Genomic DNA, 21,057 nt, shown 5'->3' with positions numbered 1-21,057 from the left:
TGTCGCTCGGTGGGTTTAGACGGGGTTGGGCCGGGAAAGCAGGTGGTTGGTGCGCTCTTCGAAGGCGTCCCAGCCGGCGGCCGCTTTGTCGCGGCCAAGGAGGACGTTCTGGACGTTCTCCGCGAAGTAGGTCTGCCAGTCAGATCCCGAGCCGCTGAACCAGGCTTCGGGGTCGTAGGCGATGACGTCGGCCGCATTGGCATAGTGCGCCTGCGGTGTGAGGTCCTTATAGGCCTGGGACTGGACCACCGGCTGGTACGCGGGAATGTGGCCCGCTTCTGCCCAGGACAGTGATCCCTTGAGGACGTCGCTGACGAACTTGTAGACGTCGCGGCGCTTCGTGTCGTCCACGTTCAGCTGCCGCGGAAGGACGAAGGAATGCGAGTCTGCGTAGGCAGCCGGGGTGCCGTAGAGCGTGGGAATGGTGGCCGCATCCACCGGCAGGCCCGCCTTCTTGAGCGTCGGCAGCTCCCAGACACCGCTGAACAGCATTCCCGAGCCGCCGCGGGCGAATTCCGCGATGCCCGTGCTGATGTCGCCGCTCTTGGCCGCGATGGTGTCGTCGAAAAGCGATGCCATGAAGTCCAGCGACTCAATGGCTGCGTCCCGGTCGACCTTCATCGGCCGGCCCGGCGTCAGGGTGATGTCCGCGCCGTGCTGTTTGTAGAGCGTGTAGAAAAGCCGCCACATCTGGGATCCGCTGCCAAGGTAGCCAAAGGACAATCCGTGGGCCTGGGTGACCTTCTGCATCTCCCTGGCCATGGCCAGGAACTCCTGCGGGGAGGCCACTTCCTGCAGTTGTCCGTTTCCGGCCAGGACTCCAGCCTTCCCGGCGACGTCCGTGTTGTAGAACATGACGAACGGATGCGAATCCAGGGCGATGGAGAACACCTTGCCGTTCTGCTGGCTCTTCTCCCAAATGCGCGGGGCGAAGTTGTCGCCCGTGACGCCGTGCTCTGCCAGCAGCGAGAGGTCCCAGGGGTCGATCAGGCCGCCGGGGGCGTAGCCCGGCACCCGGCTGGCATGCATGATCGCCAGCTCCGGCGGACGTCCGCCCGCAGAGGCCATGGCCAGTTTGGTGTAGTACGGCGGCCCCCACGCCAGCACGGTGGGATGCACCTTGAACGCAGGGTTGGCCTGGTTGGCGCCGTTGATCATCGCCTGCATCTTGATGCCGTCGCCACCGGACAGCAAATGCCAGAACCCGATGTCCCGCACGCCGGCAGCCTGGGCGTTTCCGCCGCAGCCCGTCAGTGCGCCTGTTGCCAGGACGCTGCCCAGGGCGGCCGTTCCTGTCAGTAACTGCCGGCGGGACAACTGTTTCCCGGGCAAAAATTCAAACTGCTTCACCAATCACTCCTTTGGATGGGTCCGCTGAAAGGTTCCTACTGTTGCCTAAAGTTCCGGTTCCGGCGCGCTCCGTCCCCGGCAGATGTCTTGGGGGAAGTGACGCAGGTCTCACGTTACATCGATGTAATGGCTGCCGCAAGGAAAAACTGTTAGCGCAAACAACTTGGTGGAATGCTCTCGTTTCAGCCGCGGCTGCTATCCCGCTCCACGATCGTGTAGTCGATGGAGACCACGCGCTGTTCCTGGCCGCGGTCCGCCATCCGCTCCGTCAGGAGGCGTAGGGCTTCGCTGGCAATGGCGCGCTTGTCGAAGGAGACAGTGGTCAAGGAAGGCACGGCGTAGCGGCCGTCGGCAATGTCATCGAAGCCCGCCACGGCAATGTCGTCCGGTATCCGCAGGCACCTCTTCCAGAGCACGCTCAGGGCGCCGATTGCCATGGAATCGGTGAAGCAGAACAACGCTTCCGGAACAGGATGCGTGTCCAGGTAGGCCGTAAGCGCATCGGCGGCGGTCTGCGGCGTCCATCTTTCGCAGGGGATCAGCAGCGACTCGTCCCGGTCAATGCCCAGGATCCCCAGGGCCTCTTCATAACCTTGCGTCCTCTGGATCGCCGCGGCGGATCCCCGGCCCTCGGTGGTTCCCAGGACGGCGATCCGGCGTCGCCCGGACGCGGCCAGGGCGAGGGTCATGTCCCGCGCGGCGCCGACACTGTCCACGTGCACGCGGTCGGCGAGCTTTTGCTTGACCTCACCGAGCAGGACCACTGGCGGCAGGGCAACGCCCACCTGCACGGCACTCTCGTCCAGCACTACGGGATTAAGGATGAGCCCGTCGATCAGGTTGGAGCGGGCGCGCACCATGAGTTCGTGTTCGCGCTGGGGATCCGAGCCGGTCTCCTCGATCTGCACGATCCAGCCCTGCTCGTGTGCCACTTCGACAATATTGTGGGCAATTTCTGCCGAGTACGGCGTGCCCAGGTCAGGCAGGGCCAGCGCAATCACGCCGGACCTCCCGTTACGCAGCCCGCGGGCGGAGAGGTTGGGGACGTAATCCAGTTCGAGGATGGCCTGCTCCACCTTGGACCGGGTGGCCCCGCTCACCGGAACGATGCCGTTCATCACGTTCGAGACAGTCTTGGGTGAGACCCCGGCACGGCGGGCGACATCCTTGACCGTTGCGCGCAATGCTCCCCTTCCAAACTTTCCGGGCAAGAGCCGGCAGCGAGTGGCCGCCTTCCGACGGCGGGCCTGCTGACGATTTTACCGCCAGTCGGGACGGACGACGGCGGGACCTCCCGCCGTCGTCCGCCTCCTGCGTGAGGGGTGCAGGCGGGGCTACCAGCCCGGCATTGCCGGGGGTAACGTGGCGATCAGGCTGATACCCGTCCAAGGAGGAACCCGGCATGGAAGTCGTCACTATCGAAACGCCCCAGCTTGGCGACCGCACCTACCTGGTCCACGACGGCGCGGTGGGCATCGTCATCGATCCCCAGCGGGACACCGACCGGGTGGAAAAGGCCGTCGCGGACGCCGGGGTGAGGATCACGCACGTGGCGGAAACGCACATCCACAACGACTACGTCACGGGCGGGCTGCAGCTGGCCAATGACCACAACGCCGCCTACCTGGTCAACGCCGCGGACGACGTTCCTTACCGCCGCCAGCCGATCTCGGACGGAGACACGGTGCAGGTGGGAAGGATGGTCCTCAAGGCGGTGGCCACGCCAGGGCACACCCACCACCACCTCTCCTACATCGTCACGGACGGCGAGCGCCAGGCCGTATTCTCCGGAGGGAGCCTGCTCTACGGCTCCGTGGGCCGCACCGACCTGGTCAGCGACGAAGACACCGTGCCGCTCACCCACCACCAATACGCCTCGGTGCGGCGCCTGGTGGACGAGGCCGGCAAGGACGCCGGGCTCTACCCCACCCATGGCTTCGGCTCCTTCTGTTCCTCAGGCCCGGCCAGCGGGGCGGAGTCCTCCACCATCGGCGAGCAGCTGAAGGAAAACCATGCCCTGACAGATCCGGACGAGGACCACTTCGTCCAGGAGCTCATCCACAACCTCACGGCTTATCCGTCCTATTACGCCCATATGGCCCCGATCAACCTCGCAGGACCCACGGCGCCGGACCTGGAACTGCCCGACTCCCTGGACCAGGATGAGCTGGCGGCCCGCCTCCAGCGGGGAGAGTGGGTGGTGGACCTGCGGAACCGCATTGCCTTTGCCAACAGCCACCTCAGCGGCAGCGTCAGCTTCGAATACGGCGACGGCACCAAGTTCACCGCCTTCCTGGGCTGGGTCCTGCCCTGGGACGAACAGCTGACCCTGGTGGGTGAGCACCAGGACGTGGAGAACGCCATCCGGGACCTTTCCCGCATCGGGATCGACAACCCGGACGCGGCAATCGGCAGCGGACCCGGGGAACTCGCGCCCGGGGCACCCACCTCCTCCTACCGCAGCGTTGGCTGGCAGGAAGTGCTGCAGAGGCCCACCGACGAGCCCCTCCTGGACGTCCGCCGCACCGACGAGTTCGAAGAGTCGCACATCCGCGAGGCAACAAACATCCCGGTCCACGAGCTGCTGCGCCGCATGGACGAGGTGCCCGCCGGGCGGCTGTGGGTGCACTGCGGGTCCGGGTACCGCTCGGCGGTGGCGGCAAGCCTGCTGCAGCGCGCAGGCCGCGACGTGGTGCACATCGATGCCAAATTCCGCGACGCGAGGAAGGCCGGCCTCGCCCTGGCATGAGGGCTCCGCCGGCGTGAAACGGTGCCTGCCGTGTTAGAGGTTCGCGGCTTCTTCCTCCGCCAGCCTGATCATGCGGAGTTCGTCCTCCACGGCGCGGGACGGCCAGTAGTCCTTGGCCAGCTCACTGGCCCGGACCCTGTCCGCTTCCGGGAAGAGCTTGCCGAGCAGCCCGGCCGCCTGGAGCAGGGCGATCAGCGCTATGGTCCTGGGTTCGGGGGCCTTGGTGCCGGTCTTGGCGGACGCGGAATCCTGTACCTGGGGTGCGGCAGTGCCGGCATCGGTGGCCGTTGCGTCGGCGGCCCCTGTGTCCGGTGGCTCGAGGTTGGACGGCGCACCGCTGAGTGCCGCTTCGATCTTTTTCAGGAGTGCGGCCTCCGGAGCATGGTCCTTTTCCGGGTAGCGCACGGCGCGGAAAAGGCCCAGGTGCCTTTCGCCGACGTGTTCCACGATGCCCAGGGAGGCCATCCCCTCGTAGACGCGCTGCACTTCGGCGCGGCTCTCAAGCGCCGAGACCCACCATCGTGGAGTGTGCGGCCGTGACTTGCCGCGGAGGAGCTCCAGCTCGTGCTGCAGATGGGTGTCCGGAGCAGTGCCGGCAACCCTGACGTGCTTGCCCTGCAGCTCGATAGCACCGAGCAGGTCCAGCTCGGCCAGCACAGCACCTGCCAGCGTGGTCCGCAGTGCGAAGACCGGAATTTCGGGTTTTCCGGTGGTGTCATTTGTGGCCAGCAGCAGGAACGCCTGGGGAAGGCTCAGTTCCATCGCTTTCGGTGTTTCAGCGTCCATAGCACCATGGTGCGCCCGCCTGGCAGCGGCTACTACGGCCGAAGTACCTAGTTTCCCGGCGGATCGGCAGGCATAAGCTGATACCGTAACGTCTCTTCCAGCGCCGGGGAGGTCGCCGTGGACACCGAAACTGCCGAAGTGGTTGACCATGATGTCACCACAATCACCTGCGTGTGCGGCAACACCGTCAGCAAGGACGGATTGATACAGGCCAACTCACGCGGCGTCCCCGTGCATTCAGGAGAACCCCCTGTCCCGCCGGAATTGGCGGAATGGCCCGCCGATGAGGACCTCTACACGCTCTGTCCCTCCTGCGGCCGCGTCTACCGTGACGCAGTCATCGAAGAAACGGGGACTGCGCCCGTTGCCTTCCGGGTCGACGTCAAGGACGGCCCCATTGCCGAGGCCATCCGGGTCCACTGGAACCTCTCCACCTGAACCACGGGCAGAAGGAAACGGACGACGGCGGGACGTCCCGCCGTCGTCCGCTTGCGTGTCGCATCCGGAGGGGTCGCCGGTGGGCGGCGTTGCTGGCACACTGGCCCCATGAACGAGGCACTCTCCCCCTCCCGCAGGCCTGGCATCCGGGCAGCGATGTTTGTGGATTTCGACAACGTCTTTACCGGCCTGCAGGCACTGGATCCGCTGGCGGCGAAGCGGTTCGCCGAGGACCCGAAGCATTGGGCGGACGCATTGTCAGCCGGCGGTTCCGGGGAGGGGCCCCGCCGCTTCCTGATCCGCAACTGCTACCTGAACCCGATGGTGTACTCGAAGTACCGGACATATTGGACCCGGGCCGGTTTCCGCGTGATCGACTGCCCGTCGCTCACGCAGCGGGGGAAGAGCAGCACGGACATCAACCTGGTGCTCGATGCCATGGACGCGCTCTCCGGAAGCGGCGGGATCGAAGAGTTCTTCATCGCCTCGGCCGACGCCGACTTCACGTCCCTGATCCAGCGGTTCCGTGCGGCTGACCGGATGACGACGGTCATCGCTGCCGGCGCGGTGGCGTTCGCTTACCGGGAGATGGCGGACCACGTTGTGGAGTCCCACGATTTCGTTGCGATCCTCAACGGAACGACGGTTGAGCCCATTCATGCGATGGCGTCTGTGAAGCAACCGCAGGTTCCTCCCGCAGCCAAGGCCAAGACGAAAGTAAGCTCCCCGGCAATCCGTGAGGTCCTGGAGTTCGTGCGCTCCGCGCCGGGACCGGTGGTCGGCGCGATGGTGGCCCACCGGGCGCTCACGGCAGACCCTTCCCTGAAGACGGACTGGGGCGGCTTCGGAAAGTTCGGGACCTGGGTCTCGCAGATCGGCAAGGACGTGGAGTATTCGGCAGCCCAGGGCGGCTGGGTCTGGGACGGGAAACGGTTCTCGGTCGAGGATCTTCCCGTGCCGGCGGAGCAGCAGCCGGGCGTCGAAGAGCAGGTCACCCGCGTGACGGATGTGCCGGCTCTTTCAGCGTCCCAGTTCCGGCAGATTTTCCAGTCCTTGGCGGCCCGGCTTCGTGAACATCCGGTCAACCGCACCGAGCTGAGCCGCCAGGTGCGGGACGACTGCGTTAGTGCCGGCCAGCCGGTGTCGCGCAACGCGGTCAGTTTCGTCCTGCAGGGCCTCGCGTACGCCAACTTCCAGCTCAGCGACCAGGCGACGGCCGCGGAACTGGCAGCAGCGTGGACGGCGAATGTGGAAGAACTCTGCCGGGTGGCGCTGCTGGAGTTCGATGCCGCTGAAAAGCTGGCGGTTCGCCGGTGGGCCAGCGGCGGGCTGCTGGATGCCTAGACGTGCTGGTCGAAAAGCACCGGGTTGCCGTCCGGATCCAGCACCATAAAGCTCGCCGGGCCCTTGGTTCCCTCGTCCGCTTCGGAGACGAACTCCAGGCCTTTGGCCTTCAGTTCCCGCTGGATATCACGCACGTCGGTGAACGGGTCCACCGCCTCGGCGTCCTGGTTCCAGCCCGGGTTGAACGTGAGCATGTTCTTCTCGAACATGTCCTGGAAGAGGCCGATGACCGTGTCACCATTTTTCAGGATCAGCCAGTTCTGCGTGATGTCGCCGCCGAACCTGCTGAAGCCGAGTTTCTCGTAGAAAACAGCGGAGGCCGCAATGTCCTTGACCGCCAGGCTGACAGAAAAAGCGCCGAGCTGCATGTCCTACTCCACTCTCCATAAGGGACGGAACTACCGAGTGCTGCCGGCTGCTGTCCGGCGCAGCAGGAACAGACTACAAGCAGAACGCCGCTTCCAACATGGGGAGATCCATCCAGGCGCATTGAAGGCGCCGCCGTCAAGGCCACTGCCTCCGGCAGCTATTATGCTGAGCGGACCATCCTGAGGATGGGTTGGGGGCACAGGGGGCGCCGGTGGTATCAGGTTTTGGCAAAAGGGATTCTTCGGACGTGCCTGGCAACGGGCTGAATATCCCGGGCGTCCGCCGTTCGCCGAGCGGGCGCATCCCGCAGTGGGCCATAGATGAGGCGCTCGGGAAGCTCCAGGATCCTGAACCTTGGCGCGCCGCTCCCACCCCGGTTGCATCAAAGAGGCGGAGCTACCGCGGGACAAGGCCCGGGCGCACCCTGAGGTGGAAATCGGTGTCAGCCACCGTCCTGGGCCTGGCGCTCGTTGCGGGGCTCTACTTCACGCCCACTTTGTTCGACCGGTTCGTCCTGCCAGCGGCCCTGCCCCACCTGCCCGGCGCCGATGTCCCTCCCCCTGGGTTTGAGGCGGCCTCGTCTCCCCTCGGCGTTCCGGCCGCCACGACAGGATCCACCGCGTACGTTCTCCAGGAGCCACCCGACCCGGACCAGCAGTTTGTTGCCTACGACCCGTGCCGTCCGATCCATTACGTGGTGCGGCCGGACCTTGCGCCGCCGGGCACGGACCAGCTTATCCAGCAGTCCGTCGCTGCCGTGTCCGCGGCCACGGGCCTGCAGTTTGTGTATGACGGACCTACCACGGAGGCCCCGTCGACGGACCGGGCGGCGTACCAGCCTGACCGTTACGGCAGGAAGTGGGCGCCCATCCTGATTGCATGGTCCACACCGGAGGAGGCACCGGACCTTGCCGGAAGGGTTGCGGGAACCGGTGGAAGCTCCTCGCTCCAGGTAACAGGCGAGCCGTACGTGTACGTCACCGGCCAGGTCCAGCTTGACGCGCCGGCACTGGCTGAAACGCTGGCTTTCCCCGACGGGCCCGCTTTGGTCAGGGCGGTCATCATGCACGAACTGGCGCATGTGGTGGGGCTGGACCATGTGGACGACCCCACCCAGCTGATGTATGCGGAGAACAGCGGGCGAGTGGACTTCGGGGAAGGGGACCGTGCCGGCCTTGCGCTGTTGGGCAGGGGGAAGTGCGTCCCGCGGATCTGAAGCCAGCTAAAGGGGGCCTGCTGTTACCTGTTTCAGCAGACACTCCCTAACGCGCCCGATAGGCCGTTGACTGGAGGAAGGCCGCGCACAAGCGTGCCGGCACGGACTGCCAGGGGCAAAGGAGTCATCATGCATACACGAACACTCGGACAGGGACTGCAGGTTTCGGCGATCGGCCTCGGCTGCATGGGCATGTCGCAGGGCTACGGCCCCAACCCCGGGGACCGCCAGGCGATGATCGGGGTGATCCGTGACGCGGTCGGCCTGGGAGTCAACTTCTTTGACACCGCCGAGGTGTACGGCCCCTACGTCAACGAGGAAATCGTCGGGGAAGCACTCGCGCCGGTGCGGGACGAAGTAGTGATCGCAACGAAGTTCGGGTGGCGGATCGAGGGCGGCAAATCTGTGGGGCTGGACAGCTCACCCGAGCAGATCAAACGCGTCGCGGACGAGTCGCTGCGCCGGCTGCGCTTGGACACGCTGGACCTGTTCTACCAGCACCGCGTGGACCCCAATGTGCCCATTGAAGAGGTGGCCGGCGCCGTGGGCGAGCTCGTCCAGGCCGGCAAGGTCCGCCACTTCGGGCTCTCCGAGGCCTCGGCCGCGACCATCCGCGCCGCCCACGCCGTCTTTCCGGTGACGGCCGTCCAGAGCGAGTACTCCCTGTGGACCCGGGATCCGGAGCCGGAAGTGCTGCCCGCCCTGGCCGAACTTGGGATCGGGTTCGTGCCCTTCAGCCCGCTCGGCAAGGGCTTCCTTACCGGGACTGTGGATACGTCCACGCAGTTCGCGGAAGGCGACGTCCGCGGCACCATCCCCCGTTTCACCCCGAAGAACCGCGCCGCCAACCAGGCGCTGGTGAAGCATGTCGCGGAACTCGCTGCCGCCAAGAACGCCACCCCCGGACAGATCGCGCTGGCATGGCTGCTGGCACAGCATCCCTGGATCGTGCCCATCCCCGGCACACGCCGCCGGGAGCGCCTCGAGGAGAACACCGGAGCGACAGCCGTTGCGCTGTCCGCCGATGATGTGGCGGACCTGAACGCCGTCGCCAGCCGGATCGGGGTGCAGGGCAACCGCTACAACGATACGCACATGCGCTACGTCGGGCGGTGAGCGGCGGCGGTTGCAAGCGGACGACGGCGTGGCGGCGGTCGGCATCAGTGAACCGGAGCTTACGCCCGGCGTGCGGCCACACTGATGCTGGCCACGCCGTATTTGCCGGTGGCCTTCACCGCCCGGCTGGAGAGGAAGCGGTAGGCCCCGTTGGGGCGGACGGTGTCCACCGTGAACCCGGCCGACTCGATCGCCGCCAGGAAACTGTCCTGCTGCATGGCTCCGCCAATGCACGCGGCCCACAAGGACGCGTCGCACGTGACATTTTCCGGGAGCGGCACCGCAGAAACGATGTCCGCAACCACCAGGCGGCCTCCGGGTTTCAGTGCCCGAGCAGCTGCGTCCAACACGCGCGCTTTCTCCGGAACCAGGTTGATGACACCGTTGGAGATGATGCAGTCCAGCGAGCCCGGCGGGACGTCGGGGGCCTCGACGCGGCCCTGCCGGAATTCCGTGTTGGCAAAGTCCGCGCCCAGGTGGCGGGCTTTCTCCACCTGCGCAGGTGTCATGTCGACGCCGATCACCGCGCCGGTGTCTCCTACCGCGAACGCGGCGAGGAAGCTGTCCATGCCCGAGCCACTTCCAAGGTCCAAAACTGATTCGCCGGGCTGCAGGGCCGCCAGGTCGTGGAAGTAGCCCACGCCGGCAAAAGACTCGATGGCAGGAGCGGGAATGCGGTCCAGGTCCAGGCTGGGATAGCCCAGTCGTTCGGCGAGTGCCCGCCCGGTTTCGAAATGGAATTCCTGATGCGGGTAAGTGGCGACCAGCTCATACATGGAGCGGACACGGTCCTCGAGATCGGCGGTATCGAGCTGTCCCGGAGTGGTTTCCATGGATCTTCCTGCCCTTAATTTCACGGACTTGAAAGCGGTGGGATGAGTCTCCTCGCCTCCAATTTGAACGTCAAGAGGGCGCAGGCGCCACCGACGCGGACAAACGGCGGGAGGTCCCGCCGTCGTCCGCTTTCCGTTTGCGAGGCGCCGCTTCCTCAGCCGGCGCCGCCCGGCACTTCTAGAGCTGCCCGGTGGGGCCGGTGTCCTCGACTTCGCCGCGCCAGCCGCCGGTTTCGGTACCGCGCGATTCGATGAAGTCCTTGAACTTGCGCATGTCAGATTTCACCTGCATCTGGTCCATCTTCAGTGCCGCACCTGCTTTTTCAGTGAGGGTTTCCGGTGCCCATTCGAAATGGACCCTGACCTTCGTGTGGTTGGCATCCAGGGGCGTAAACCTGATGATGCCGGCATGGGACTTGCCGTCGGTGCTGCGCCAGGCGATCCGGTCGTCAGGCTCCTGGTCGACTATTTCAGTATCGAATTCCCGCTGCACACCGCCCACCTTGGTAACCCAATGGTTGGTGGTGTCAGTCAGCTGGGTCACGGATTCGACACCGGACATGAACTGCGGAAAGGATTCGAACTGGGTCCACTGGTTGTACGCGGTCCGCAGCGGCACTGCTACTTCAACGGTCTCTTCAACGTGTTCCATTGCTTCCTCCTCATGAGGGACGGCCGCAACAGCGGACCGGCAGAGTTTGCCATCCTGCCAGTCAGGCAGCCGCCACTTTTGCACGATAAGTCCGGCGGGCACCGGTGTCCAGACCTTCAGGATCGCGGACGACGGCGTGAGTCTCCTGCCGTCGTCGGCTTCCGTCTGGTGGGCGCGGGCGATGGCGGGCTGCTGCCCTACTTAACGTTGCTTAAGACTTTAAGGGCTCATAAGGTGACGTTGTTCACACAAACCCGCTGCTGTCCAAGGAGGTGCCAGAAGTGGAGCTTTCGCTGTCCGAGCCAAGACAGGGCCGGTTCGTTTCTGCAGCCTCCGTGGCCCGCGCCGCGGGTGTCTCCGCTGCCACCGTCTCGTATGTGCTCAATGGAAAAACGGGCGTTTCTCCGGAAACGCGCCGCCATGTCATATCCGTGGCAAACGAACTCGGCTTCCGGCCCCGGAGTTCGGGCCCCGGCCTCGATCCGCAGCGCACGCGCGTCATCGGGCTCGTCCTGCCCAACATCGTCAACCCGATGTATACGCGGTGGGCGCAGGGGGTCATAACTGCAGCCGCGGAAGCTGGATATGAAGTATTTACTGCCACCACGCAGGACGATGCGGACATCATGAGCCAGATTACGTCCACGTTGGCTACCCGGAATGTGGACGGCGTCATTATTGCGGCGGCATTCAGGAAGGACGCCACCGCGCTGCGCACTTTGAGGGCAGCAAAGATACCTTTTGTCTATCTGTCCCGCAGGTCCACCTACCTGGAAGGGGATTTTGTTGGGATCGACGACATCGCTGCCGGGTCGCTGATCATGGAGCACGTCATCTCGCATGGGTATAAGGACATTGCCACCGTCATTGGTCCCCGTCTTTCAAGCGCGTCGCTGGCCCGCGAGCAGGGCTTCATCCGAACAGCGGCGGAGGCAGGCATCACCATCAGAGGCGGCTGGAAGATCAGCACCCACCTCAACAACACCGGCGGACGCGTCGCTGCGGCGAGACTATTTGCCTCGGGACAAAAACCGCGTGCTGTGGTGTGCGGCAGCGATGAGATTGCCATCGGGGTCATGGAATATGCCCTCTCCCGGGGACTCCGCATCCCGGAGGACGTCGCAGTCACAGGTTCCGACGGTCTCCCCCACAGCATTTCGGGGCTGATCAACCTCACCACCATCATCCAACCCCAGCAGGAAATGGCGAACGAGGCGTTTGCCATCCTCCTGAAGCGGATGGAAAAGCCCTCCACCCTCTACCAATCGCTGACGTGTGCACACCAACTGCACATCGGCAGAACCTGCGGCTGCAATCCCGCCGCTGTCCTCTGACCTTCCCCCCTAAATCACCCGTCGATAGCAGCAAACGTTCGGTGGCAATGACGCCGTGTGCCTTTTTGCTGCCCGATCCACCTAAGGAAAAAACATGCCCTTTCCCGGACAAACGGCGATGCGATCGCCAAAAGAAGTCAGCACGCTCATTCTGCGCAAGCTCATGCCCTTGCTCATCATTTCGTACATCATGAGCTTCCTGGACCGGACAAATATCGGCATTGCCAAAGGCAGGCTGGAAATTGACCTCGGTATTTCGGCGACCGCCTATGGCATCGGCGCAGGCCTCTTCTTCCTGACCTATGCACTCTCCGAAATCCCGTCGAACCTCATCATGCACAGGGTCGGCGCCCGGTTTTGGATTACCCGGATCATGGTTTCGTGGGGCCTGATATCCGCCGCCATGATGTTCGTTACAAACGAGTGGTCCTTCTACATCATGCGTATGCTCCTCGGCGTCGCCGAAGCCGGCCTGTTCCCGGGGATCATGTATTTCCTGACGCAGTGGTTTGTGCGGAAGGAGCGCGCGAAGGCGAATGGCCTCTTTCTCCTGGGCGTCTCCTTTGCGAACATCATCGGCGCCCCGCTTGGTGGTGCGCTGCTGAATATGGAAGGAATTGGGGGCCTGCACGGGTGGCAGTGGATGTTCCTGATCGAAGGCCTCCCGGCGTGTTTCCTTGCCATCATCGTCTGGAAGATGCTGCCGGACCGTCCCACGAAGGCCAAATTCCTTAGTTATGAAGAAGCCGCAGATCTTGAGGCAAGGATCGCCGCGGAAGACGCCGAAGGCTCGGCGGCGTCCGGCACCCATAAGCTGTCCGGAGTCTGGAAAGACAAGCAGATTCTCCTGGTGGTGGGCATCTACCTCAGCGAGCAAATCGCCGTATACGCACTTTCCTTCTTCCTGCCGTCCATTATCGGCACCTATGGCGATCTGTCCTCATTCGAAATCGGCCTGCTGACTGCCATTCCATGGATCTTTGCCGCCCTCGGCTCCTATTTCGTTCCGCGCTTCGCCAACACAGGATCCAAGGCCCAAAAGCTCGTGAGCACCACGATGATCGGCATTTGTGTGGGCTTCACCCTGGGGGCCATCTCCGGCCCGGTTGTGGGCCTTATCGGGTTCTGCCTCGGCGCCTTCTGTTTCTTCGCCATGCAGCCCATTCTCTTCACGTTCCCGGCCAGCCGTCTCAGCGGTTCCACCCTGGCTGGCGGTATCGCCTTCGTCAACACCATCGGCCTCTTTGGCGGATTCCTCGGCCCGTACGTCATGGGCTACATGCAGGATGCCACCGGGAGCAAGCTGGCTGGCCTCTGGTTCGTCGTCGCCGTCTGTGCCGTTGGCGCCTTCCTGTCGTTCTTCCTGAAATACGGCGAACTCGACAATGAAACCTCCGACTCCGATGCCGTTGCGGTCTCGGCTCGGTAACCGCATCACCCACTTCAGGAGATAGAAATGGACTTTTCCGGCAAAAGAGTACTTGTCACCGCCGGCGCCAACGGAATCGGCCTGGCGATCGCAAAGAAGTTCAAGGATCTTGGCGCCCACGTGTACGTGACCGATATCGATCAACGGGCGGTCGAAACTGCCCGGAAGTACGGCTTCAAGGCCAGCGTTTCCGATGCCTCCGTCGAGGAAGACGTCATTCGGCTGATGTCCTCTGTGGAAACTGAACTTGGCGGCCTCGATGTCCTGGTCAACAACGCCGGGGTGGCCGGCCCCACAGGGCCGGTGGAAACGCTTACCAGCGATGCATGGACCCGTACATTTGACGTCAACATCCACGGCCAGTTCTACTGCGTGAAACACTCCCTCGGGATGCTGCGCAGGGGGACCGACCCCGCCATTGTGAACCTTTCCTCAGCGGCAGGCCGCCTCGGGATGGCAGGCCGCAGCGCCTACTCCGCCTCGAAATGGGCCGTCGTCGGGTTCACCAAGACCTTGGCCATCGAGCTTGGACCCGAGGGGATACGGGCGAACGCCATTTGTCCCGGAGCCGTAGACGGGCCCCGGATCCAGGCTGTTATCTCGGCCAAGGCGGACATGCTGGGCAGATCCGTGGAGGACGTTGCCGCGGTCTACAACAACCAGTCATCAATGCAACGCATGGTCACTGCGGAGGACATCGCCAACATGGCAGCCTTCTCCGCGAGCAGCCTGGCCCGGAATGTGAACGGCCAGGTCCTCGCGGTGGACGGCAACACAGAAAAGCTTTACTAAACGCAACGGACAAGGAACACACCATGGCACAGCGAAAAGTCATCATCACAAGCGCCGTCACCGGCGCCATCCACACGCCGTCGATGTCGCCGCACCTTCCTGTCTCTCCGGAGGAGATCGCCGACGCGGCCATCGGGGCGGCGGAAGCGGGCGCGGCGATCGTCCATATGCATGCCCGGGACCCTCGGGACGGCCGCCCGTCCCAGGATCCTGACCACTTCGCGCCGATCCTTGAAAAGCTAAAGGCCAATACCGATGCCGTCATCAACATCACCACCGGCGGTTCGCCGCACATGACGGTGGAAGAACGCATGCGGCCGGCGTCCATCTTCAAACCCGAACTGGCGTCCCTAAACATGGGTTCAATGAACTTCGGCCTGTATCCAATGCTGGAGCGGTTCAACGACTTCGAGCACGACTGGGAACGCGAGAACCTCGAGAAGAGCCGGGACCTCGTCTTCAAGAACACATTCCAGGACATCGAGACCATTCTCGGCATCGGAAACGGAAACGGCACCCGCTTCGAGTTCGAGTGCTATGACATATCGCACCTGAACAACCTGGCGCATTTCCACGCCCGCGGCCTGGCCCGGGGTCCCCTGTTCGTGCAGTCCGTTTTCGGTCTCCTGGGAGGTATTGGCGCCCATCCCGAGGATCTGATGCACATGCGCCGGACCGCGGACCGCCTCCTGGGCGACCAGTACGAGTGGTCCATCCTGGGAGCGGGCAGGAACCAGATGCCCCTGGCCACCATCGGCGCAGCCATGGGCTCACACGTCAGGGTGGGGCTGGAGGACTCGTTGTGGATTGGACCCGGCCAGCTGGCGAAGACCAACGCCGAACAGGTAACGCGCATCCGCACGATCCTGGAGGCGCTGAACTTCCAGATTGCGACGCCGGACGAAGCACGCGAAATTCTCCAGCTCAAGGGCAAGGGGAACGTCGGGTTCTGACGCATCAGACTCACCACAAAGAGTAGTAAGCGGACGACGGCGGGAGGCGCCCGCCGTCGTCCGTCACCGGATGCAGGTGGTGGCGTTCGCGGAGGCATCCAGCGTGATGCGCTGCAGGTAGGTTTAGGCTGATGATCTCCGTTGACCGGGACGGTCCAGCACGCTGCGATGTCCATCAACTCCTCGGCGAACACGTACGCCACCTCGCCGGCCGAAAGCGTCCACGCCCCTGGACCACTCCGCCCTGTCCGGGCCGTCGATGACGTTCTGGACCGCCCGCGAGGACGGTGATGTGCTGGGGTGCGGCGCACTCAAGCTCCTCGAATCCCCGCCCGGGGCAGCGCTGCACGGCGAGGTCAAATCCATCGTCTACTTTGCGACCGGGACCGCGGACTACTTCGCTCCGGCACGGCGCCTGTATGCCCGGAACGGCTTCACCGAATGCCCGCCGTTCGCCGGCTACGCCCTGGATCCCAACAGCGTTTTCATGGAACTTCGCTTCTTAGGACGGCCCTCCGGCTGCCCGCGCGGGCGCGCTGCGGATATTGAGGTGACAACATGGCTTTCCCTACTCCCAGCCAACGCCCCACAACGGGCCGATGACATTGGCCGCCCCAGTCGTAGGCTACTGGTAGGCCGGACGCCTAATGACGGGCCCCGGATCCCGAAGGGAATGACGAGTGGACAGTAGTGCTGGTTACTGGTTCTTGAGTGCCGCCGAGTGGGGCAACGCGGCCGCCGACGTGCATGCGGGCAATGCGGGATCGCCGTCCTGGTCGGAGGGCAACCTGGTGCGGCCCCTGGTTCACGGTGCCACCTATTTCGCCCGGCTCCACGAGGAGCTGTCCGCTCTGCAAGCGGGAGACCGCGTGTGGTTCACCGACTGGCGAGGCGACGGCGACGAAAAGCTTACGGCGGACGGGCCGGCCATCGGGGAGTTGCTGGCGCGGCTGGCCCGGGACGGGGTGGAAGTGCGCGGCCTGGTGTGGAGATCGCACGGAGAGCGCGTGTCTGCACCCATGAGCAACCTGTCCAACGAGCACCTCAGCCGCCAGATCAACGACGCCGGCGGTGAGGTGCTGCTGGACCAGCGGGTGCGCCTCTTCGGCTGCCATCACCAAAAACTGTTCGTCATCCGCAACCGTAATGACCCTTCCCGGGACGTCGCATTCGTCGGCGGGATCGACCTCTCCCACAGCCGCCGGGACGACGCCGATCACATGGGAGACCCGCAGGCGGTGGAGATGGATCCCCGGTACGGGAAACAGCCTCCCTGGCACGATGCCGCCCTGGAACTGCGCGGCCCGGTTGTGGCAGATGTGCTGAAACTGTTCGCGGAACGGTGGGATGACCCCCATCCCCTGGACCGGCGCACTCCTTACCGGATGCTGCTGCAGCGCCTGGCCGATATGCCCCGGCACCCCGAGCCCCTGCCGGAAACTGCGCCGCCACCGCCGCCGGCGGGCCATCACGCCGTGCAGCTGCTGCGCACCTACGGCGTGAAGCATCCGCCGTTCCCGTTCGCACCCGATGGTGAGCGGAGCGTTGCCCGGGCCTACACCAAAGCTTTCGGCCTGGCCCGCTCCTTGATTTACATCGAGGACCAGTACCTGTGGTCGGCTGAGGTGGCGGCCGGCATCGCAGCGGCCCTCGAACAGAACCCCGCATTAAACGTGATCGCCGTGGTGCCCCGCTACCCGGACTCCGACGGCCCGCTGGGAGGGCCACCCAAGCGGCTCGGCCAGCTGCGCGCCATTGAAAAGATGCGCCGCGTTGCCCCCGACAGATTCGGCGTGTTCAACCTGGAGAACAGGGCCGGGACGCCGATCTATGTCCATGCCAAGGTCTGCATCATCGACGACACCTGGTTTACGTGCGGATCGGACAACTTCAACCGGCGGTCCTGGACCACGGACAGCGAGCTCACCTGCGCGGTCATCGACAACTCCGCTGGCCAGGGGGAGGCGCCCGGTGCTGATACTGGTTCCGGGGCGTCCCGGCCTTTGGCCCAGGGGCTCCGGCTCCAGCTCTGGGCTGAACACCTGGGCCTGGACCAGGATGACCCCCGGCTACTAGCTCCGTCGGACGGGCTCGCCCTGTGGAATGCAACCGCGGACGCTCTGGATTATTGGTACGAAACCGGCCGACTCGGGCCCCGGCCCAAGGGACATGCACGGCACCACACCACAGAACCCGTGCCGCGCCTTCAGCGTCTCTGGGCGGACCCTGCCTACCGCCTTCTGGTGGACCCGGACGGCCGCCCCCGCAAAATCCGCGGCACAACCAAGTTCTAGGCAGGATCCACCGCGCCAGCCGGTACATTTGAGCCGATGATTTCCATTGACCGGGACGACCCCGCCCGCGGCGACGTCCATCAACTCCTCAGCGAACACCTGGCGGACATGTTCGCCACCTCGCCGGCCGAAAGCGTCCATGCCCTGGACCATTCCGCCCTCTCGGCGCCGTCAATCACGTTCTGGACCGCCCGTGAGGACGGCGACCTGCTGGGGTGCGGCGCACTCAAGCTCCTGGCGGCCCCTGCCGGCCCGCCCAGGCACGGCGAGATCAAGTCCATGCGCACTGCGGCAGGCGCTCGGGGACGGGGCGTAGCCACCTTGATGCTCCGCCATATCCTCGACGACGCCCGCACCCGGAACCTCGAGCGCCTCTACCTTGAGACCGGTACCGAGGACTACTTCGCCCCCGCCCGGCGCCTGTATGCCCGGAACGGCTTTTCCGAGTGCCCGCCTTTCGCCGGCTACGTCCTGGACCCCAACAGCGTCTTCATGGAGCTCCGACTCTAGGACCCGCTCCAGCGGACACCGGAAACACAGCCCGGGGCGTCAGGCGGCGAGGCGCGCCAGTATGGCCTGTTCCAGTGGGCTATCGGTTGCTGGCAGGCAGCCCGGCGGCCAGAGTGGTGGTTCCCGGTCCGGGTGCTCGGCGGGATAGCATCGGCCGGTCGGCGAAATCCAGCCGGGCGGCCGATCCTTTCCTGCCTGCATCGGTGTCCAACCCGACCCGTGTTTGAGCCGGTGGTGCTTCGGGCATGCCTGCCCAAGGTTGCTGATTCCGGTGGTGCCGCCGCGCTGCCAGGCGGTGAGATGGTCCGCCTCATTGTCCAGGCTGTTGTTGCTGCAGCCCGGGAAGGTGCACGTGCCGTCCCTCATCTTGAGCCACCGCTTCAACGCTTCCGGGAGCCGGTAGCTGGTGCGCCCGATTTCCAGCGGCGCTCCATCCCTCGGGTCGACCAGGACGCGGTAGAACGAGTTGGCACCGTCGGCAACGAGCCTGCGTGCAATCGACGGCGGGACCGGCCCCAGCCCATCGACCTCGGCGGGTTCGTCCGTAAGGCCCAGGAGGGAGAAGACCGGAACGGTAACCAGTACATCAGCCTTAGGGGAAGGCACGTCTCCGACGTCCTGGTTCGCACTGCCCAGCAGCAGCCCAGCGGCGATGTCCGCGCGCAACTGGCTCAGGTTGCGCGGTTCGCCCGGGCTTTGAAGGCCGCGGGCCAGTGCCGTCGACTTGTTCCAGATAGCCAAGGCCGTATCTCCGGGAAGGTACAACGACAACCAGGCCATGCCGTCCCGGTCCGGGCTGAACTCCATCCGCCGGTCCCCCACGCTCTTTGCGTGGCGTGCCTCAAGCGACTCGGGGTGGTGGCGTTCCCGCCACGCCCGGACCTTACGCCGGAACCGGGCAGGCGCCAGCTCTCCGGGTGCGGCACCGCGGGCCGGTCGGGGCGCGTCCGGGTCGAAGAAGTGCGCCTCCAGGGCAGAGGCGGCTGCGGGGCTGAGGCCGGTTGTTTCGTCGACCACGATGCGGGCGTGCTGCCAGCCGATGGTGCCGGTTTGCAGCGCATCGAGTGCCGCCGGCAACGACGTGGTTAGCGCGTGGGCCTCCCCCAGCAGGGCGGACGCGGCCCGTTCACCGATCGTCAGCACGCAGGCGACTTCTGCCACTCGGCTCACCTCCCGCGCCGACGCTTCATAGGCGCTGGCCGGCGGGCCCTCCAGCACCGCTGCGGCCTCCGTGTAGGCAGCCACCAGCCGGACTTTCACCGCCGCCGTCGCGGCCTCAACCCGTGCCAGCACCCCTAACCCATCCAGGCACGCCTCGGAAAGCTCCTGCAGCGGATCAGCATCAGCATCAGGAAGCCGGTAGGGCGCATCCGCGGCGGCCGACGGGCCGGCCACAACACCCGCAAGCTCATCAACCAGCCCGGTCACCGAGTCAACGGCAGCCACCAGCTGGGCCCTGACTTCCGCATTGACAACCACACCGGCTTCCATAACCACAGCATGGCAGGAGGGTCTGACAACGACGACGGCGGGAACCTCCCGCCGTCGACCGCTCACTTTAGGCTGCGTCCCAGCCCTGCGCTTACCCGCACAGGCGCGCCATCTCCTCGCCCATCGCAGAAGCAAAGACGTCGCCCGGCACGTTCAACGCGTCGAAGTGGATCCCGCAACACAGATTGCCGCCGTAAGAGACAGCCGCGACACCGAGCCGTACGTTTCCCGGGAGGATCCCAAGGGGCCAGAGGGCGATAACCGGGGCTCCGGCGAGGCGGTAAGTTCCTTTCGGACCCGGCACGTTGCTGACGAACCCGGCAACAACACGCTGCTTCCGGGAGAATCGGTCCAGGATGCGGGCACCGATCGGCCCGCGCATAAACTCCAAGGTGCCTTGTTCCCTTGCCCGCAGCTTCTCCTCACGGGTCTGGGCGGCGATGAGCCGCAAGCGCACGTCGGGGTCGGGCTCGCCGAGCGGCAGCTGCACAAGCATGACTCCCACTTGGTTCGCTGCAGCCCCGCGGCGCCGCAGCGCCACCGGCACTGACACCGGCAACCGGGCGGCGATCGGCTCGCCGGCAGCCGCCAGGACCGCCCGGAAGCCGGCCGCGGCCGCGGCGAGGAGTGCGTCGTTTACCGTGGCACCCCGCGGACGCACCGCCGTCTCCAGGGCTTCGATATCTGTCTGCAGAAAAGCGACGCCGCGGTGCGAGCTGCGCTCACCGAGCAGCACCGTGCCACCCACGCCAGAGCCCCACAGGGTCTTGAGGATACGAAACAGGCCGGTCGTAACCCGACGCACGGTGCGGCGTAAATCGTTCCCGGGCTGGGACTGCGGTGCCTTTTCCGGCAGGCGCAGATGCGCCTCACCCGCCGGCTGCTCCCCCGGTTCCCCGGGATCAAAGAGCTGCTGCACGATCACCGCCGCTGTCATCCCGTCGGCCACCGCATGATGGATCCGCAGCACAACACCCACGCCCGTCGCTGAGGCGCCCGGTACCACCAGGACCTCCCACATCGGGCGGTCCCATGCCAGTGGCTCCCCCGTCAGTTCGGCACACTTGTCCTGAAGTCCCCCCAGGCCATCGACGGGCTCCACGAGACGGATGTGGTGCTCGACGTCGGGCACGGATTCAACCCAGTGATGTCGGCGGCCCACTTGGATTACTCTTTTGCGGAGCGCCGGCAAATCCGCAATCCGCTCGAGGAGCGTCGCCCTAAGCCGCGCCATGTCCGGTGTGCCGTCCGGAGCCAGGAAACCGCCCGGCCCGAGCAGGCAGGCGGCCAGGAACACGTTGACCTGCCCGGCGTGGTCGAGCACCAGGTTCGCCTCATCAGCAGGAGCCAGCTTTTGCGTCGCCGGGTGCATGCCTTGACAGTAACCGCGAAACACCGGCT

The 21,057-nt window shown here is 65.1% G+C and carries 19 protein-coding genes and 1 pseudogene; 12 read left to right on the top strand and 8 right to left on the bottom strand.

From position 1 onward, the window contains the following. Positions 1-15: 15 nt before the first annotated feature. Complete coding sequence (locus GK109_RS12720; protein ID WP_370460575.1) at positions 16-1,350, bottom strand: extracellular solute-binding protein; 1,335 nt, start codon at positions 1,348-1,350, stop codon at positions 16-18. A gap of 182 nt (positions 1,351-1,532) precedes the next feature. Next, entirely contained in the window at positions 1,533-2,534 is a 1,002-nt protein-coding gene (locus tag GK109_RS12715; RefSeq protein WP_157240885.1) for a LacI family DNA-binding transcriptional regulator, read from the bottom strand. 218 nt (positions 2,535-2,752) lie between these two features. Here GK109_RS12715 and GK109_RS12710 point away from each other — a divergent pair, with 218 nt between their 5' ends. Next, positions 2,753-4,099, top strand: a complete 1,347-nt coding sequence (locus GK109_RS12710) for an MBL fold metallo-hydrolase (protein ID WP_157240883.1) — start codon at positions 2,753-2,755, stop codon at positions 4,097-4,099. Positions 4,100-4,132: 33 nt separating this feature from the next. Here the strand turns inward: GK109_RS12710 and GK109_RS12705 are convergent, their stop codons facing one another. Continuing rightward, on the bottom strand, positions 4,133-4,885 hold the full coding sequence (locus GK109_RS12705) for a GPP34 family phosphoprotein (protein WP_157240881.1): 753 nt from the start codon (positions 4,883-4,885) through the stop codon (positions 4,133-4,135). A gap of 117 nt (positions 4,886-5,002) precedes the next feature. Here GK109_RS12705 and GK109_RS12700 point away from each other — a divergent pair, with 117 nt between their 5' ends. Together GK109_RS12700 and GK109_RS12695 are read left to right on the top strand one after the other, a co-directional pair. Further along, positions 5,003-5,323, top strand: coding sequence for a hypothetical protein (locus GK109_RS12700; protein WP_231754857.1), 321 nt, complete (start codon positions 5,003-5,005; stop codon positions 5,321-5,323). 108 nt (positions 5,324-5,431) lie between these two features. Next, positions 5,432-6,667: an NYN domain-containing protein gene (locus GK109_RS12695; RefSeq protein ID WP_157240878.1), complete on the top strand. Its 1,236-nt coding sequence runs from the start codon at positions 5,432-5,434 to the stop codon at positions 6,665-6,667. On the opposite strand, the gene GK109_RS12690 is transcribed toward GK109_RS12695, so the two are convergent. Further along, positions 6,664-7,035 carry a VOC family protein gene (locus tag GK109_RS12690; protein WP_157240876.1) on the bottom strand — a complete coding sequence of 124 codons (372 nt, stop codon included), beginning with the start codon at positions 7,033-7,035 and terminating at the stop codon, positions 6,664-6,666. The genes GK109_RS12695 and GK109_RS12690 overlap by 4 nt on opposite strands. A 440-nt stretch (positions 7,036-7,475) precedes the next feature. Here GK109_RS12690 and GK109_RS12685 point away from each other — a divergent pair, with 440 nt between their 5' ends. Then, on the top strand, positions 7,476-8,252 hold the full coding sequence (locus tag GK109_RS12685; RefSeq protein ID WP_370460574.1) for a peptidase: 777 nt from the start codon (positions 7,476-7,478) through the stop codon (positions 8,250-8,252). Between the two features lie 129 nt (positions 8,253-8,381). Next, positions 8,382-9,368 carry an aldo/keto reductase gene (locus GK109_RS12680; protein ID WP_157240874.1) on the top strand — a complete coding sequence of 329 codons (987 nt, stop codon included), beginning with the start codon at positions 8,382-8,384 and terminating at the stop codon, positions 9,366-9,368. Positions 9,369-9,427: 59 nt separating this feature from the next. Here the strand turns inward: GK109_RS12680 and GK109_RS12675 are convergent, their stop codons facing one another. Beyond that, positions 9,428-10,201: a methyltransferase domain-containing protein gene (locus tag GK109_RS12675; RefSeq protein WP_157240872.1), complete on the bottom strand. Its 774-nt coding sequence runs from the start codon at positions 10,199-10,201 to the stop codon at positions 9,428-9,430. Positions 10,202-10,379: 178 nt separating this feature from the next. Next, a complete protein-coding gene (locus GK109_RS12670) occupies positions 10,380-10,853 on the bottom strand; it encodes an SRPBCC family protein (RefSeq protein ID WP_104999867.1) in 474 nt (157 codons plus the stop codon). 281 nt (positions 10,854-11,134) lie between these two features. On the opposite strand from GK109_RS12670, the gene GK109_RS12665 reads away from it, so the two are divergent. The 7 genes and pseudogenes from GK109_RS12665 (at position 11,135) to GK109_RS12635 (ending at position 18,165) form a co-directional block, all read left to right on the top strand. Beyond that, the gene (locus GK109_RS12665; protein WP_370460573.1) at positions 11,135-12,187 is read left to right on the top strand and encodes a LacI family DNA-binding transcriptional regulator; all 1,053 of its coding nucleotides are present in this window, start codon (positions 11,135-11,137) and stop codon (positions 12,185-12,187) included. A gap of 94 nt (positions 12,188-12,281) precedes the next feature. Continuing rightward, positions 12,282-13,616: an MFS transporter gene (locus GK109_RS12660; protein WP_231754856.1), complete on the top strand. Its 1,335-nt coding sequence runs from the start codon at positions 12,282-12,284 to the stop codon at positions 13,614-13,616. Positions 13,617-13,643: 27 nt separating this feature from the next. Next, positions 13,644-14,408, top strand: coding sequence for an SDR family oxidoreductase (locus tag GK109_RS12655; RefSeq protein ID WP_157240870.1), 765 nt, complete (start codon positions 13,644-13,646; stop codon positions 14,406-14,408). A gap of 23 nt (positions 14,409-14,431) precedes the next feature. Beyond that, positions 14,432-15,361, top strand: a complete 930-nt coding sequence (locus GK109_RS12650; protein ID WP_157240869.1) for a 3-keto-5-aminohexanoate cleavage protein — start codon at positions 14,432-14,434, stop codon at positions 15,359-15,361. A gap of 131 nt (positions 15,362-15,492) precedes the next feature. Further along, positions 15,493-15,857: pseudogene (locus GK109_RS12645) on the top strand (GNAT family N-acetyltransferase); the annotation flags it as partial. Positions 15,858-16,041: 184 nt separating this feature from the next. Next, positions 16,042-17,655, top strand: a complete 1,614-nt coding sequence (locus GK109_RS12640; protein ID WP_370460572.1) for a phospholipase D-like domain-containing protein — start codon at positions 16,042-16,044, stop codon at positions 17,653-17,655. Between the two features lie 36 nt (positions 17,656-17,691). Then, a complete protein-coding gene (locus GK109_RS12635; protein ID WP_157240867.1) occupies positions 17,692-18,165 on the top strand; it encodes a GNAT family N-acetyltransferase in 474 nt (157 codons plus the stop codon). 39 nt (positions 18,166-18,204) lie between these two features. On the opposite strand, the gene GK109_RS12630 is transcribed toward GK109_RS12635, so the two are convergent. After that, positions 18,205-19,656 carry an HNH endonuclease signature motif containing protein gene (locus tag GK109_RS12630; protein ID WP_157240865.1) on the bottom strand — a complete coding sequence of 484 codons (1,452 nt, stop codon included), beginning with the start codon at positions 19,654-19,656 and terminating at the stop codon, positions 18,205-18,207. Positions 19,657-19,747: 91 nt separating this feature from the next. Continuing rightward, positions 19,748-21,028, bottom strand: a complete 1,281-nt coding sequence (locus GK109_RS12625) for a wax ester/triacylglycerol synthase domain-containing protein (RefSeq protein ID WP_157240863.1) — start codon at positions 21,026-21,028, stop codon at positions 19,748-19,750. Between the last annotated feature and the right edge of the window lie 29 nt (positions 21,029-21,057).

Origin of the sequence: Pseudarthrobacter sp. GA104 (genome assembly GCF_009741265.1) — a bacterium.
In the GTDB taxonomy this organism is placed as follows: domain Bacteria; phylum Actinomycetota; class Actinomycetes; order Actinomycetales; family Micrococcaceae; genus Arthrobacter.
The sequence above is the reverse complement of the archived record's forward strand: the minus strand, read 5'-3'. Positions and strand labels throughout refer to the sequence as shown.

Bases quoted from the DNA above. Each gene is read 5' to 3' on its own strand.
- GK109_RS12635 (WP_157240867.1), top strand. From the start codon at position 17,692: ATGATTTCCATTGACCGGGACGACCCCGCCCGCGGCGACGTCCATCAA.
- GK109_RS12690 (WP_157240876.1), bottom strand. From the start codon at position 7,035: ATGCAGCTCGGCGCTTTTTCTGTCAGCCTGGCGGTCAAGGACATTGCG.
- GK109_RS12695 (WP_157240878.1), top strand. From the start codon at position 5,432: ATGAACGAGGCACTCTCCCCCTCCCGCAGGCCTGGCATCCGGGCAGCG.
- GK109_RS12625 (WP_157240863.1), bottom strand. From the start codon at position 21,028: ATGCACCCGGCGACGCAAAAGCTGGCTCCTGCTGATGAGGCGAACCTG.
- GK109_RS12670 (WP_104999867.1), bottom strand. From the start codon at position 10,853: ATGGAACACGTTGAAGAGACCGTTGAAGTAGCAGTGCCGCTGCGGACC.
- GK109_RS12675 (WP_157240872.1), bottom strand. From the start codon at position 10,201: ATGGAAACCACTCCGGGACAGCTCGATACCGCCGATCTCGAGGACCGT.
- GK109_RS12630 (WP_157240865.1), bottom strand. From the start codon at position 19,656: ATGGAAGCCGGTGTGGTTGTCAATGCGGAAGTCAGGGCCCAGCTGGTG.
- GK109_RS12705 (WP_157240881.1), bottom strand. From the start codon at position 4,885: ATGGACGCTGAAACACCGAAAGCGATGGAACTGAGCCTTCCCCAGGCG.
- GK109_RS12650 (WP_157240869.1), top strand. From the start codon at position 14,432: ATGGCACAGCGAAAAGTCATCATCACAAGCGCCGTCACCGGCGCCATC.
- GK109_RS12680 (WP_157240874.1), top strand. From the start codon at position 8,382: ATGCATACACGAACACTCGGACAGGGACTGCAGGTTTCGGCGATCGGC.
- GK109_RS12655 (WP_157240870.1), top strand. From the start codon at position 13,644: ATGGACTTTTCCGGCAAAAGAGTACTTGTCACCGCCGGCGCCAACGGA.
- GK109_RS12660 (WP_231754856.1), top strand. From the start codon at position 12,282: ATGCCCTTTCCCGGACAAACGGCGATGCGATCGCCAAAAGAAGTCAGC.
- GK109_RS12710 (WP_157240883.1), top strand. From the start codon at position 2,753: ATGGAAGTCGTCACTATCGAAACGCCCCAGCTTGGCGACCGCACCTAC.